12 protein-coding genes are annotated in these 14,792 nt (G+C 50.8%); 9 read left to right on the top strand and 3 right to left on the bottom strand.

What is annotated here, in order from left to right; all coding sequences use genetic code 11:
- Window positions 1–143: 143 nt before the first annotated feature.
- Together A3842_RS10745 and A3842_RS10750 are read left to right on the top strand one after the other, a co-directional pair.
- Window positions 144–590, top strand: a complete 447-nt coding sequence (locus A3842_RS10745) for a carboxymuconolactone decarboxylase family protein (RefSeq protein WP_074087741.1) — start codon at window positions 144–146, stop codon at window positions 588–590.
- Window positions 591–677: 87 nt separating this feature from the next.
- Entirely contained in the window at window positions 678–1,571 is an 894-nt protein-coding gene (locus A3842_RS10750; protein ID WP_074087828.1) for a sigma-70 family RNA polymerase sigma factor, read from the top strand.
- Between the two features lie 162 nt (window positions 1,572–1,733).
- On the opposite strand, the gene A3842_RS10755 is transcribed toward A3842_RS10750, so the two are convergent.
- Window positions 1,734–3,089 (bottom strand): PFL family protein, encoded by a 1,356-nt coding sequence (locus tag A3842_RS10755; protein ID WP_244169765.1) that lies wholly within the window; start codon window positions 3,087–3,089, stop codon window positions 1,734–1,736.
- A 49-nt stretch (window positions 3,090–3,138) separates the two neighbouring features.
- Complete coding sequence (locus A3842_RS10760; protein ID WP_074087745.1) at window positions 3,139–3,408, bottom strand: ACT domain-containing protein; 270 nt, start codon at window positions 3,406–3,408, stop codon at window positions 3,139–3,141.
- Between the two features lie 238 nt (window positions 3,409–3,646).
- Between A3842_RS10760 and A3842_RS10765 the strand changes: the two genes are divergently transcribed.
- From A3842_RS10765 to A3842_RS10780, 4 genes are all read left to right on the top strand, one after another.
- Window positions 3,647–5,284 (top strand): diguanylate cyclase, encoded by a 1,638-nt coding sequence (locus tag A3842_RS10765; protein ID WP_074087747.1) that lies wholly within the window; start codon window positions 3,647–3,649, stop codon window positions 5,282–5,284.
- A gap of 47 nt (window positions 5,285–5,331) precedes the next feature.
- Window positions 5,332–5,712, top strand: a complete 381-nt coding sequence (locus A3842_RS10770) for a response regulator transcription factor (RefSeq protein WP_074087748.1) — start codon at window positions 5,332–5,334, stop codon at window positions 5,710–5,712.
- The gene (locus tag A3842_RS10775) at window positions 5,690–8,947 is read left to right on the top strand and encodes an ATP-binding protein (RefSeq protein WP_074101390.1); all 3,258 of its coding nucleotides are present in this window, start codon (window positions 5,690–5,692) and stop codon (window positions 8,945–8,947) included. Before A3842_RS10770 ends, A3842_RS10775 begins: the two co-directional genes overlap by 23 nt.
- A gap of 84 nt (window positions 8,948–9,031) precedes the next feature.
- Window positions 9,032–10,006, top strand: coding sequence for an aldo/keto reductase (locus A3842_RS10780; protein WP_074101392.1), 975 nt, complete (start codon window positions 9,032–9,034; stop codon window positions 10,004–10,006).
- Window positions 10,007–10,580: 574 nt separating this feature from the next.
- Here A3842_RS10780 and A3842_RS10790 read toward each other — a convergent pair.
- Window positions 10,581–11,204 carry a DUF421 domain-containing protein gene (locus tag A3842_RS10790; RefSeq protein WP_178382332.1) on the bottom strand — a complete coding sequence of 208 codons (624 nt, stop codon included), beginning with the start codon at window positions 11,202–11,204 and terminating at the stop codon, window positions 10,581–10,583.
- Window positions 11,205–11,418: 214 nt separating this feature from the next.
- Here A3842_RS10790 and lspA point away from each other — a divergent pair, with 214 nt between their 5' ends.
- From lspA to A3842_RS10805, 3 genes are all read left to right on the top strand, one after another.
- Entirely contained in the window at window positions 11,419–11,865 is a 447-nt protein-coding gene (gene lspA / locus A3842_RS10795; RefSeq protein WP_256701656.1) for a signal peptidase II, read from the top strand.
- 153 nt (window positions 11,866–12,018) lie between these two features.
- Window positions 12,019–13,008 (top strand): ABC transporter substrate-binding protein, encoded by a 990-nt coding sequence (locus tag A3842_RS10800; RefSeq protein ID WP_074101395.1) that lies wholly within the window; start codon window positions 12,019–12,021, stop codon window positions 13,006–13,008.
- A complete protein-coding gene (locus tag A3842_RS10805; protein WP_074101396.1) occupies window positions 13,008–14,618 on the top strand; it encodes an AraC family transcriptional regulator in 1,611 nt (536 codons plus the stop codon). The genes A3842_RS10800 and A3842_RS10805 overlap by 1 nt, the downstream gene beginning before the upstream one ends.
- The last annotated feature ends 174 nt before the right edge of the window (window positions 14,619–14,792 follow it).

Raw genomic sequence — 14,792 nt, forward strand, 5'->3', positions numbered from 1 at the left:
CTTTCAGCCTGAGCTCAGGCCGGGAGGCTTTTCCTGGTTCAATCCTTATAGGGGGGTTGTTTTCTTGTGCTTTGGAGCGGTTTGTCACAAATCACCACGCCACATTGTCTTCATTATGTACACACATTATGGAGGCGATTAGAATGAGTTTAAGATTTAATTACAGAGCGGCAAATGAACAGGCTTTTCGGGCAATGATGGCCATGGAGCAGCATGCGGGCGGGCGGATCCAGGATAAGGTATTATATGAATTAGTGAAAATCAGGGTCTCCCAGATCAACGGCTGCGCCTTCTGTCTGGATATGCACGCCAAGGACTTAATGAAGCTGGGCGATTATGCAGACCATATTTTGCTGCTTAGTGTATGGCATGAAGTTCCGCTGTTTACAGAAAAGGAAAAGGTGCTGCTTGAGTTTGCTGAGGCTGTTACCCTTATCAGTCAAGGGGGTGTTCCCGTGGCACTGTACGACAAGGTTATGGAACATTTCAGCCAGGAGGAATATGTGGACTGGATTCTGGCGATCAATACGATCAACAACTGGAACCGGATCGCGATTTCTACTGGAATGTATCCCGGTTGTTTTAATTAAAATAGGAGCGGCGAGTCATTAAGCACAGGAGGGACAGCAGTGAAAGACCGGGGAAGCAAGGCGGGTATTCGAACGGGTCCGGAGACAATGGCGGGAAGCCGCATGGAGGAGCTGTACCGCAGTTATTATCGTTACGCCTTCTCGATTGCTTATAGAATGCTCGGAACTGTAGCCGATGCGGAGGATGCCGTACAGGACTGCTTTGCAGAGCTGCAGCGCCGGGAACCCGGCGGTATTCAAAATATGAAGGCTTATGTGGCCAAGGGGATCACTAACCGCTGCCTGAATATGCTTGGCTCGGCGCGCAGCCGCAGGGAGACATATGTTGGCGAGTGGCTGCCGGAGCCGGTAAGTGAGGCGGATGACGGGCCTGAAGCGTCGGCGGAACGGAAGGATACGCTGTCTTATGCTTTTCTGGTGCTGCTGGAGCGTCTAACCCCAACCGAAAGAGCTGTGTTTGTGCTGAGGGAGGCTTTTCAGTACGAATATGATGCCATAGCAGAAATGGTCGGCAAATCTGAGAGCAACTGCCGGCAAATCTTTAGCCGGGCGAAGCGGACGCTTCAAGCCAGACCGTCTTCGGCACTGCAACCGGCTGCCGGCAATGATGCTTCAAGAGAACAGCTGCTGCGCAGGTTCACAGAGGCATTTACTGCATATGATGTTGGCGGAATGCTTGAGCTGCTGGCTGAGCAGCCTGTACTTATCGGCGATGGAGGCGGACAGGAAGTGCATACCATTCTTAGGCCTATGGCAGGACGTAAGGGCGTGCTGGCTCTTCTGACCTCACGGCGGGTACTGAAACAGATGCGCGAATGGGAAATTGCAATGGACTGGATCAACGGTGAGCAGAATCTTGTGTTCAAGCAGCAGGGAGTGGTTAGAGCAGTACTCTGCCTGGCACTGGACAAGAGTGGAGAACAGATTCAGGAATTATATCTGATGATGGCTGCCAGCAAGCTGGGTCATGTGACGCCTTGAACCGCATATTAACAGGGCTACGCACAAGCCGTTTATGTTTTTAACTCAATGTTCATAGAGACCTTGCTATGCGCATGAGCATTGGAGGCTTCTCCATAATCGTCAGGTCAAAAAAAAGCGCCGTCTCCCCGTTACCCGGGCAGGCGGCGCTTCTTCATGGATCTAATTCTTGAAGCTGTGTATCGGAGCGGGGATACGGCCGCCCCGGTTCACGAACCCCGAGCAGTCGAATTGGTTCACGGCCATAACTGGCGCATAGCCGAGCAGCCCGCCGAATTCAACCATTTCGCCGACTTCCTTACCGATGACCGGAATCACGCGGACCGCTGTAGTCTTGTTGTTAACCATGCCGATAGCGGCTTCGTCCGCAATGATTCCTGCGATAGTTTCTTTGCTTGTGCTGCCAGGAATAGCAATCATATCGAGCCCGACCGAGCAGACGCAGGTCATTGCTTCCAGCTTCTCCAGCGTCAGCGCCCCGCGCTGCACCGCCTGAATCATGCCGTGGTCTTCACTGACCGGGATAAAGGCGCCACTGAGTCCTCCCACATAGGAGGAAGCCATAACGCCGCCTTTCTTGACATTGTCATTCAGAATGGCGAGCGCGGCTGTTGTGCCGGGTGCCCCCGCTTCCTCCAGCCCCATGACCTGGAAGATCTCAGCAATAGAATCACCGATCAGCGGAGTGGGTGCCAGCGACAGATCGATTATGCCAAAAGGTACGTTCAGCCGTTTGGATGCTTCCTGGGCTACCAGCTGACCCACACGGGTAACCTTGAAGGCGGTCCGCTTGATCGTCTCGCAAAGAGTCTCGAAGTCATGGCCCTTCACTTCCTCCAGTGCCCGCTTGATTACACCCGGACCGCTGACACCTACGTTGATAACACATTCGCGTTCACCGACCCCGTGGAACGCACCCGCCATGAACGGGTTGTCCTCAACCGCATTGCAGAAGACCACCAGCTTGGCACAACCGATGGAATCACGGTCCTTGGTACGTTCTGCAGTCTGAAGAATAATATCGCCCATCAGCTTCACTGCATCCATATTGATCCCGCTGCGCGAGGAGCCGACATTCACGGAGGAGCAGACTCTTTCCGTAACTGCCAGCGCTTCAGGGATACTGTCGATCAGAATCCGGTCACCTTTGGTGCAGCCCTTCTGGACCAGTGCGGAGAAGCCGCCGATGAAGTTTACACCGACCTCTTTTGCCGCCTTGTCCAGAATTTCGGCCACCGGCACATAGGTATCAGTATGAATTGCACCAGCGGCGATGGAGATCGGGGTCACTGAAATCCGCTTGTTGACGATGGGTACCCCGAATTGCCGTTCCAGATCCTCACCGGTCTTAACCAGCTTCTCAGCGGAGCGGGTGATTTTGTCGTAGACATTTTGGTTGAACACGCGCATATCTGTGTGGGCACAATCCATGAGACTGATCCCCATTGTAATCGTACGGACATCCAGATTCATTTCCCGGATCATTTTATTCGTTTCCTGCACTTCGCCAATTGAAATCATAGGTTTAACTCCTTAAATTATAGTCACATCTATTATCTTCAGCCGTCTAAATCCGGTGCATAATATTGAAGATATCTTCATGCTGGAGCTTGATTTCCACACCGATCTCTTCGCCCACATGCTGCAGATCTTCCACAATCTCTTCAAAAGATTTGCTGGGCGCGGAAATATCCACGATCATCATCATATTGAAATAATCCTGTACAATCGTCTGTGAAATGTCCAGAATGTTCAAATTGTGGCCCGCGAGATAGGTGCATACCTTAGCGATAATACCAACTTTGTCTTTACCCAGTACTGTGATAATCCCCTTCAATGAAAAAGCCTCCTATTATTTAGTTAATATTTTTCTAGTGCTTTGTTCATCCGCCGCTTTAACGGAATGAACCGTTTCAATTATTATGGCAAAGGAAAGGGGAATCGACAACCGAAGTTTTTTTGTCCATCTGATTACAGATTTGATCTTAAGCTCCATTTTACATAGAATACAGTTGACAGAGTTAAGAAGCTATGGTTACTGGCTTGTACTATATTAGCAGCTCGAAGGAGTTATGATGACAACGAGAAAATACAAAGAGCTGGTAGAGCAGCGTACCAGACAAACCCTCCAAACATGGTCTGCACAGGAATTCGTAAGTGAAAAGGATATTTACCGCTTCCTCCATAACTTGAAAGGGACCGCCGGAACAGTAGGCCTTATCAAAGTCGAGAAGCTGGCAGACAGCACACTGCTCTATTTCTCGGAGGATATCCACCGCTGTTGGCCGGAAGAGGAATGGGGAGATTATCTATACCCCCTGCTGGAGCTTTTTGGCGACGATATGGATGCACACGATGGGCTGCTTGGCTCCCGTTCGCAGGAGTCCGGGCATATTCACGGCATGCCGATCCAGCAAGAAATTCTGATCATTGATGACGATGTAGAACTGGTTGCTTTTTTGCGGGAATCCCTGGAGAAGCAGTCCTATTATGTAAGTATTGCCTTATCCGCGGAACGCGGATTGAAGATATTTTATGAGGGCAAACCGGATCTGATTCTGCTCGATGTTCTGCTCCCGGACCAAAGCGGGATTGATGTGCTAAAGCAAATCATCGGCAAGGCGAAGAAAGAGCGGATTCCCATTATTATCGTCAGTGGTGAGCACGCCAAGGATATTCAGATGTATGCCTACTCACTGGGCGTGATGGATTATATGCCGAAGCCGCTGGATATCGATTTATTCCTGGTGCTGATTAAGAACCGATTTGACCTGAAGCGGGAATGGCAGGAATCGATTATCGTAGATGAGCTGACCGGAGCATTCAACCGCAGATATTTCAACCAGACCATGAAGCAGCTGGTGTCGGACTTCCGCCGGACCGGCCGGATATTTTCATTGGCCCTTATGGACCTTGATTTTTTCAAGCTGGTGAATGACACATACGGCCACCTGATCGGGGATGAAGTACTACAGACCTTTTCGGAGGTCGTGCGCCATTCGATTCGGGTAGAAGATACCTTTTGCCGCTTCGGAGGGGAAGAATTTGCCTTGTTCATGCCTAACACGGATGCAGGTTCTGCATTACTGGTCGTGGACCGGATCCAGCAGCAGCTTGCCGCAAGAACCTTTACCGCGAAAAAAGAGGAGTTTCAAGTGACCTTCTCGGGCGGTATTACGGAGGTCCGTGAGGTAGTAAATGAACCGGACAGGCTGATCGGGGAAGCGGACCAGGCACTTTACGTCAGCAAGAATACGGGACGGAATCGGACCACCCTGTATACGGACAAGCTGGACACAGGCAAAGCCGAATCTCTGCTGAATGTGATTGTTGTGGACGACGATGCGCTGATCCGGCGGATTGTGACTCATCATTTTGCATCCTGGGACCCGGCTGGTATCGACTCTGTGAAGGTCAGCAGCTATGCCAGCGGTCCGCTGTTTCTGGAATCGGACTGGTATGCGCAAGGCGGCAAATATATTATTTTGCTGGATGGAATCATGCCGGAGCTGGATGGTCTGGAGGTTCTGGAGCGGATTCGCAGCAACTACCCTGAAGTGAATATTCTGGTAATCATGCTGACAGGAAGGAATAACCAGCGCGATATTATTCATGCTTTGCAGATGGGAGCCGATGATTATGTAGTGAAGCCATTTCATCTGCCGGAGCTGCTGACCCGTATAGAGCGGTTGGCCCACAGATTTTTGTTCTAGAACAGAAGCCAACACAACATCAGGAGGAACAGAAGGGTGAGGATTGAATGCAAAAAGTACTTGTAGTCGATGATGAAGAGGTCTTGCGCATGCTGATTGAAGACACGCTGGAGGATCTGGAGAATGTAGAGATCCATACCGCCGAGAATGGCACAGAAGCGCTGACCAAGCTGTCGGAGGAGCTGTATGATCTGGTCATTCTGGATTATATGATGCCCGAGATGACTGGAATTGAAGTTCTCGAGGCGCTGGAAAAAGAACAAAAAAACGCCATGCCCATTTTGATGCTGACCGCCAAGGCGCAGGAGAACGACCGCAGTAAAGCCCGCGAGGCCGGCGCCCGCTATTTTATGCCGAAGCCTTTCAGCCCCATGGAGCTCCTGCAGATTGTGGAGGGCATTCTCAGTGAGAACAACGAAGCGCTCTAATACCAGCATCAAAACGAAATATTACCAGATTATTACGCTGTTGTTCGTGCTCATTGTCCTGACAGTGAGTGTCCTCTTCTTTTTTATTAATACCCAGCAGAGCAGACTGAAGTCGGAACGGGAGGTCCTGCAGACCAAAGCGAATATCATAGATGAACTGGCCGGGACGCTGAATGAAGTGTTTTTCCGGGCCAGAGGGTATATCGCCTTGAAGAGCACCAACGAACTGGGTCTGCTGAATACGGCACTTGAGAATCTGGATGGTATTCTGAATCAATACGCCGGGCTGAATCTGTCACCGGAAGAGGCGGAGTATCGGGAGGCTTTATCCGCTTTTTATACGAATTACAAGAGTCAAACGCTGCCAAAAGTGATGCGACTGGTCGAAAATGATGACTATGAAGGGATCCGAACCCTTTCGCAGAGCGGCAGCACGAAGTCCTTGAATGATTTTCTCGCCTATACGAAGGCCTTCAAGGAGAGCTCAGATCAGCAGCTAAGTGATATGGCAGACCGTTCTATCCTACGAGCTGACAGCTATACCGTTGCGGCCTTCGGCATCAGTGCCTTTTTGTTGCTCTTCTTTACCTTAATGATCTGGCGGGGGCTGAAGATTCTGATTGATCCGATTGTCCGGCTGGAGGAGGCTACCCATTCACTTGCTGCGGGGGAGACGGTTCTGCTCGGAAAACTGGAAAAGCAGGATGAGATTGGACGCTTGTACGAGGCATTCCTGAACATGGCCCACAGCATCCAGGACAAGGAAGAAGAATTAACGATGCAGAACGAGGAGCTATATGCCCAGCAGGATGAGCTTCAGGACCAGCAGTTCAAGCTGGAGCGTTCATTAAGCGAAATTGAAAGCATGATGAAGGCGCTCGATCAGACCTCGGCTGTCGGCATTCTGTCGGATAAAGGGCTGTTCACTTATGCGAATAACAATCTTAGCAGCTATACAGGCTACAGAAATGCCGAGATTATAGGCTACCCTTTCCGGCTATTCGAACTGCTGAATATGACTTCCTCCCAGATGGAGCAGATTATCAGTAAATTATCCACCGGCGGAAACTGGAGCGGGGAAATTGAAGTTCTGGTGAAGGATGGCCAGGAGTCCGTATGGCTCCATATGACGGTCATGCCTTATTTGAACGATGAGGGCAAGGTTTACCAATATATCCTCATCGCGAACAACATCACCTCCCTGAAAAGTGTGCAGCAGCAGCTGGCGGTTACCCTCCAGAATACGGAGCAGACTACCTTCATGCTGGAGCGTTATAACCGGTTGAATCATGAGCTTACCTACACGCTGGACAAACAGGAATTCGCCGAGAAATTCAGCGGGTTCATGAATCAGATCTATGACTTTGATTCCAGTCTGTTCCTGCTTGTTCAGGATAAGATTACCGTTGTCAAAGGCGTGCCGCAAGCGAATGTGGAGCGGTACCTCGATCATCACCATTCCGAAATTCTGCACCGCCTGGGAGAAGAGCAATCCTATATTATCCAAAGAGTAGGCTCGCCGCGGGAACAGGGCATCTCTCCTGACGAAGTCTACTGTTATGATTTATACACTTCAGTAGTGGGCAGCAGTAATGAGATTCTGGCGGTCTTCTGCGGCAGCCGGATCGGCCGTACCTTTACCGAAGAAGAACTCAGCGAGATCCAGGGGCTGATGAGCCGGGTGGCGCTGGCGATCGAGCGGCTCATGATGTATGAGGAAATCGAACATGGACGCAAGCTGAACCGGGATATCGTCAACAATGTAAATGAGGGTATCCAGTTCGTCAATACCGAAGGCGTAATGCAGCATATCAACAAGGCGCTCAGTGAGCTGTTCCGCTATAGCGATTGGACCGAGGGTTCGCTGGTTCCTGCGGAGGATTGGCTGGAAGCATTCACCGGCAAGTCCAATGAATCTGCAGAGCTACGGCAATTCTACGAGCATGCGATGTCCGAATCGGCCATGGATTCCAGCACAATGAAATATTCACTGGGCACCGAGGAGATTCAGCATGTCGATGTCTATGCAATTCCGGTCCTCCGCCGTGAAGACCGGATCGGGACGCTGTTCGTACACCGCGATATCACACGTGAATATGAGCTTGACCTGATGAAGTCCGAGCTGGTCAGCACAGTCAGCCATGAACTGCGGACTCCGCTGTCCAGTGTTCTTGGCTTCACGGAGCTGCTGCTGTCCAAAACCATGAAGCCGGAGAAGCAGCTGAAATATCTGGAGACAATTCACAAGGAAGCGAAACGTTTGACCGAGCTGATTAATGACTTTCTGGATCTGCAGCGAATGGAATCGGGGACACAGCAGTATAATGTCGAACCGGCACATCTCAGTGAAATTGTGCTCGGCGTTATTGACCAATACAAGCTCAGCAGTACTCACCATATCCTTTTGGAAGACGATGCTGTGCAAGATGAGGTGGCTGTTGACAAGGACAAGATCATTCAGGTGCTTACCAACCTGCTGAGCAATGCCATCAAATTTTCACCGGGAAGCCATGAAGTCAAAGTACTGCTCCACAATGAACCGAACCGGATTATAGTGCGGGTCCACGATCAGGGGCTGGGTATTCCCAAGAATCAGATTGGCCAGCTGTTCCAGAAATTCAGAAGAGTGGATAACAGCGCGTCCAAGCGGATCGGAGGAACCGGACTAGGGCTTGCGATCTGCAAGGAAATTATTGAAAAGCACAAAGGGACCATCGGCATCGAGTCAGTGGAGGGTGAAGGCACTACCGTTTGGTTCAGCTTGCCTATGGAGTTGGCAGAAGACAGCGGGCATGTGGAGGAGTCTGCCAAGTGGGGCGCTGATAAGGAACAGAAGCCTAATGTAATGATTGTTGAAGATGATTACAGCCTGTCCCTGCTGCTCTCGGAAGAGCTGAAGGGCAAGGGCTTCCGGGTCACCCATCATTACCATCCCCAAAAAGCATTCGACCAGGCGCTGAAGTCATCTTTTGTGGCTATTGTCGTAGATCTGATGCTGGGAGTGGAGCTGGACGGTTGGGATCTGATCCGTATGCTCAAAAATGATCCCCGGACCGAACAGGTGCCGATTGTGATCTCCTCGGCGCTGGACAAGACGGATAAGAGTATGCTTGAGAACGTGAAGACATATCTGACGAAGCCGTATCCGCCGGGAGAGCTATCGAACACACTGCAGGAAATTGTGGAGATACAGCTGAAGTCGGGAGAAGTCCTCTTTCCGGATAATGACTGCTAATATGGCTTGCCTTACAGTAGACTCTAAGGTATATAGTGATCTTGCAGCAGACAACCAATCAGGAATGCAAGGGAGGAAATGCGAGTGAAATACAGTTATTTGGGAAAATCCGGTTTGAAGGTTAGCCAACTATGTCTGGGTACCATGAATTTCGGCCCAGAAACCGAGGAAAAGGAAGCCTTCAGAATTATGGACGCTGCCTTGGATGCGGGCATCAACTTTTTTGATACAGCCAATGTATACGGCGGCAATGACCGGCGCGGCTGGACTGAAGAAATTATCGGCCGATGGTTTCAGCAGGGAGGCGGCCGGCGCGAGAAGGTTGTTCTGGCTACCAAAGTCTACGGTGACATGTTCGACGAGCAGGACGGTCCCAATTCAGGTGCAGGTTTGTCCGCATACAAGATCAGACGTCATTTCGAAGGCTCACTGAAACGTCTGCAGACGGATCACATTGAACTGTATCAAATGCATCATATTGACCGGAATGTCTCCTGGGACGAGTTGTGGGGCGCATTTGAAATTCTGGTCTCCCAGGGCAAAGCCGATTACATCGGGTCCAGCAACTTTGCGGGCTGGCATATTGCCGCTGCCCAGGCAAAGGCCAAAGAACGCCATTTCCTGGGGCTTGTCTCCGAGCAGCATCTGTACAACCTGCTGGAGCGGACGCCGGAGCTGGAGGTCCTTCCAGCTTCGCAGGAGCTGGGTCTGGGAGTGATCCCATGGAGTCCGCTGGCTGGCGGCCTGCTTGGACGCAATGCGCTGTCCAAAAGTGGTGTGCGCAGCGCCCGTTCGGCCAAGCTGGAGCAGCACCGGAGCCAGTTGGAGCAATTCTCCGCGCTCTGTAAGGAGCTTGGGGAGCATGAAGACCAAGTGGCGCTGGCCTGGGTACTGGCCAATCCTGCCGTTACCGCACCGATTATCGGGCCACGGACGATTGAACAGTTCGAAGACTCGCTGAGAGTCACCGAGATCGTGCTCGATGCAGAGACGCTGAAGAAGCTGGACGAGATTTTCCCGGGACCGGGCCGTCCAGCACCGGAAGCCTACGCCTGGTAAATGCTCCGGCGGAAGTAATGCAAGAAGACGCCTAATAAGCGTTCCGGCTTGACAATGCATACAAGGCAATGCCTGCCGCAGAGACATGCGGCAGGCGGACAACGCGAGTGTATCCTGCGGGAGACACTCGCGTTTTTTTGTAGATTAGGGATTGATGAGCTTTTTCTGTTTGTGGATAAGATGTGTAAGGGGATAGGGTCTTTTGGTTTGATTCGTTTAAAGGACGAATGTGGACCGGAAACAACGGCAGAAATGCCCCGCCAGGGTGATTTTGGTGTTGCGGGGAACATAAGCAACGGGTGAAATCCGAAAGAAAACCAATCTATTGCACTTCCTACAGTTGATTACTTCTAAATAAGCTTAAAAACAAAATTCACTTGTACAGCAGATTTCAGGAAAATGTTCCATAGAATCTTGTTTCTTGGATTTCAATTGTATGAAATACACTAGATTGTCTTTTACCCCAGCAAACTGTAAGCCCTTTTGATCTTGGGATTAATATTCACCAGGCTTCGCATGCTGCGATGTTGAAGGGATCACTGCCAGCTCACCTTCCTCGTTGATTTCCCATACGCTACGAGATCAAGATCCGGATGTCCCTGCTCTTGAAGTTTCCGGTCAGCCAGGTTTCGTCATGCCCGAGACTGGCTAGCGTTGCCCGCTGCACCACACCGGCTTCCACCAGGCTGCGGGGCAGCCGGATGCCCGGCGGTTTGATGTCAAGCTCCTCCCGCGTCGCCGGCTCGTATTGAGGTTTCTTAAGGATGCTGAGCGATCCGTTGGTTTCATAGATGGCATAGGCCACCTCGTTCAGCGAGAATGTATCCTTCGAACGCAGCATCATCCGCAGCTGCTCGAAGTCGAGATTGTTTTTGCGGAGCTTGGCGAGGTCGATCTCTCCGTCCCGGATGAGAATCTCCGGCTCGCCCTCCAGTGGCTTGCGCAGCTTGCGGACCCACTGCGTAACCTTTTCAAATATAATGGAAAACACAGTCCAGACAGCCAATGCAAACAGCAGCAGCAGCACGGATTTGTCCGGCTCGTATATCGTGTTCCCTACCAAATCGCCAAGAATCACGGCCGAGATGAAGTCGAAGGGGGTTAAGGCGGAGATTTCCTTTTTGCCGAGCAATCTTGTCATGGCCCATAGTCCGGTAAATCCCGCTGCCAGCTTCACAAGTATAGACACGTAATCCATAGCATTCATCCTCCAGGTGCAATGTGGATTGTCGATCTAAGAATGTTTAACCCATACCCTTTCAGATGTAACATGAAGGATATGGCTGGTGGCAGGTAGACTCAGTGAGTCAAAAGATGATTCCCGCGGCCGTACTGTGTTAAGCTGTTATCAGAATTTGATGAGCTTGTTCATTTTTCATGAATTGAGAGGGGGAGCCATTACGCTTTTTTATTTGATTTCAATATTGGTTGTGATCGCAGACCAGGCTGCCAAGTGGTGGGTACGCTCCAATATGCAGCTTGGGGAGACCCTTCCGGTGTGGAGCGGACACCTGCAGTTTACATATTATGAGAACAGTGGAGCAGCATTCAGCTCATTTCAGGGCTATGGGAAGTATTTTGCTATCATTGCCGTGCTTTTTGTCGCTGCAATATTCTATTACAGACGCAAGGGAGAACTGCGCGGAACTGTACTGGAGGCAGCCTCCGGATTCCTGGTCGGCGGGGCTCTCGGCAATGCCATTGACCGTGTCATTTACCATCAGGTGACCGATTTTCTGGTTTTCGGCAGCCGGGGAGGCATCCTGAATCTCGCAGATCTGGCGATCAACGCCGGAGGGCTGCTGGTTCTGGTGCATCTGCTGAAGGGACCGCTCAAGCGCGTTATTTTGAAAAGGTAAGTGACGGCAGGACTTCATTCCATATATTTTTTTGAGCTAGAGTGCTGTGTTCATGAAAAAAAGAGCATTATTGTTTATTCACAAATCTAACAATCTCCAGTATACTCTTCTTCATCGAGAATGATTATCAATATCATATTGGAGGATACAGTAATGCAACGCTTCAAAAATATCGGAATTATCTTCATGTTATGTTTGTTCATAGTTTTAACTGGCTGCGGCAATGCGTCAGATCGTGGGAATACTACCGCAGATGCTTCTGAAAACGAAGTCTCAGAGAATACTCCGGCTGCTGCAACAGGGAGCGCCTCAACCGCTGCCGATTTCCGTACCCTTACGGATGCCCTAGGCCATGAAGTCAAGGTGCCTCAAGCCCCGCAGCGGATCATTGCTCCTTTTTTGGAGGACCCGCTTACCGCGTTGGACTTAAAGCCTGCTGCACAGTGGGGAGCGGGAGGAGAGCCCCAGAAGTATCTTCAGGATCAGCTTGGGGATGTTCCGGTCCTGAGTATGGATCAGGGGCTTCAGCCGGAGGAGGTGCTGCGCTACAGTCCTGATCTTATTATTTTTCTGTCTCCCGCCTATCTTGGCAATTCGACGTATGAGCAGTTCGCGGCTATAGCTCCTACCTTCATATTAACCAACGATGATACGGATTGGAGAGGAACTCTGCAAAAGCTTGGCGATTTAACCGGCAGACGGGAAGCGGCGGATGTGGCGCTGAAGGAATATGACGAGAAGCTTGCCGCAGCCAAGGCTGAGCTTGGCGCGAAGACCGCGGAGCAAACAGCCGTTTTACTGCAGCCCAATGACGAGAAGAGCTTTAAGTTGTTTGGCCCGGGCTTCTACGGTGGTGCAATGCTGTATGACAGCCTCGGATTCAAACAGCCGGAGCTGCTGAAAGGGAGCTATGAGCAGTATTCGATGGAAACCCTGCCGCAGCTGAAGGATGTGGATTATATTTTTGTCCTGACAGGGAAGGGGCGGACAAAAATTCCGGCGGATCATATATTGTGGCAGGGATTGCCTGCGGTTAAAGAGGGACGGGTATTCGACGCCGATTCCGGATATTGGTTCAATGCTAATGTGATGGCCAACGGGCTGATTCTGGAGGATGTGCTTCGTTCTGTAGCAGCCAAGTAATGCAAGATGCACATCAGGATCAGGGCTTGTGGTATAAGCTGCTCTCCGTCCGGAGCAGCAAGGATTTGCAGGAGCGTTCCGGTAAGGAACGGAAGTTTATCACCGTAGATGCCCATACATTGCTTATTTCGACAGGGCAAGGCGGAAGCCTGATTATTGATGGACGATACCACCTCCTCCATGTGGGCGCCGTCTATATATGTTCACCCGGACAACTGCTGGAAGTGCTGTTCACGGGGAGTATGGAGCATGCACTGATCATACTGCGTTTTGAGATCATTCAACTGCTTCCGGATGAAGAAGGCAGCGGAAGGCATGTCCGGGTTAACAGCTTCCCTGTGACTGGAGAGGCTACCATTGTTCCCGCTTCTTTGGCTGTACAACTGGGCTTGTCCGTATATGATAGCTGGAGCCGGGAACTGCCTTCCGAGAGGCTATGGTGTGAGGCCGGATTCATTGAACTGCTGGCGCTGGTGCTCAGGCAGAAGGAGCAAACGGCAGCCTACGCCCTTGAGGAGGCCAGGCGGGAGCTGGAACGGCATAGTCATGAGGAAACTACGATTGCCGGACTCGCCAGAATTGCCGGACTCAGCCGTTTTCACTTCATGCGCCAGTTTAAAGACAAATACGGAATGGGTGTTATGGATTACCGGGCGGCTGTTCGTCTCCAGAAAGCAAAGGAACTGATGACGGCAAATCCTGCCGGTTCTGTTAGCGATATTGCCTACAAGGTTGGCTACAGCAATGAACATTACTTCAGCATTATATTCAAAAAGCACACAGGGATGGCACCTGCCGTGTATATGCGCAGACGCAGCATCAAGGTAGCTGCATACAGCTGGGTTAATATTGGACAACTGCTGCCGCTTCAGGTGATCCCTTATGCAGCTCCAGTCGATCAATATTGGAGCGATCATTACCGGACCCGCTACAAATATGAAGTGAGGGTCCCGCTCAGCCATCAGTATGATTTCAACCGCGGGGAGCTGCAGAAGGCAGAACCCGATTATATCCTTGGTATAGATGGTCTGTTTCCTAGGGAAGAGCAGGAGCGTTTAGCTGATATTGCTCCGGCTCTGTTCCTTCCCTGGAATGCCTCCTGGCGGAGCCATTTGCAATCAACCGCCAGTTTCTTGAAGCTGGAGAGTGAAGCGGAGTACTGGCTCCGGAAGTACGAGCGTAAGAGTGCTTCTGTCCGCGATATTCTTAAAGGATTGTACGACGACAAAACACTGCTTCTGCTTACACTGACCCAAGGAAGGCTGTATACATGCGGACGGCGGGCAGGCACAGTGCTGTATGATGACCTGCTTTTTGGTACACCGGATCTGATCCGGGAGGTGGACTGGAAGCTTGAGGTGACTTTGGCGCAGCTGGCCGAATGCCAGGCCGGAAGGATATTGTTGAATATTGATGGAGATGAACGCTCCCAGTCGGCGTGGCGGATTCTTTCTGGGGAAAAAGAATGGAAGGAACTGGAGCCGGTGAAGACAGGCAAATTGCATCTGACTGTAGACTGTCCCTGGCTGGAGTGTCCCTGGAATGAATATTCAGCCTATCATTTTGGCCGGTTTTTGGGACATATTCCACGTTTGTTTGGGCTGAAATGACCCCATTTTTCGACGGTGCCGCCGGTTTTACCTGAGCTTGAAGTATCATTTTATCTAATAGAAGTTATCACTAAATGTAATGAAGCTGGTTAAATCAGAGCTTTTTACTCTGATTTAAGCGGCTTTTCTGCGTTTTATTGAATTTATTGGATTATAAGTGTGAATTTAGCAGCC

The sequence above is a fragment of the Paenibacillus sp. P3E genome (assembly GCF_001909045.1).
In the GTDB taxonomy this organism is placed as follows: Bacteria; Bacillota; Bacilli; order Paenibacillales; family Paenibacillaceae; genus Paenibacillus_AQ; species Paenibacillus_AQ helianthi.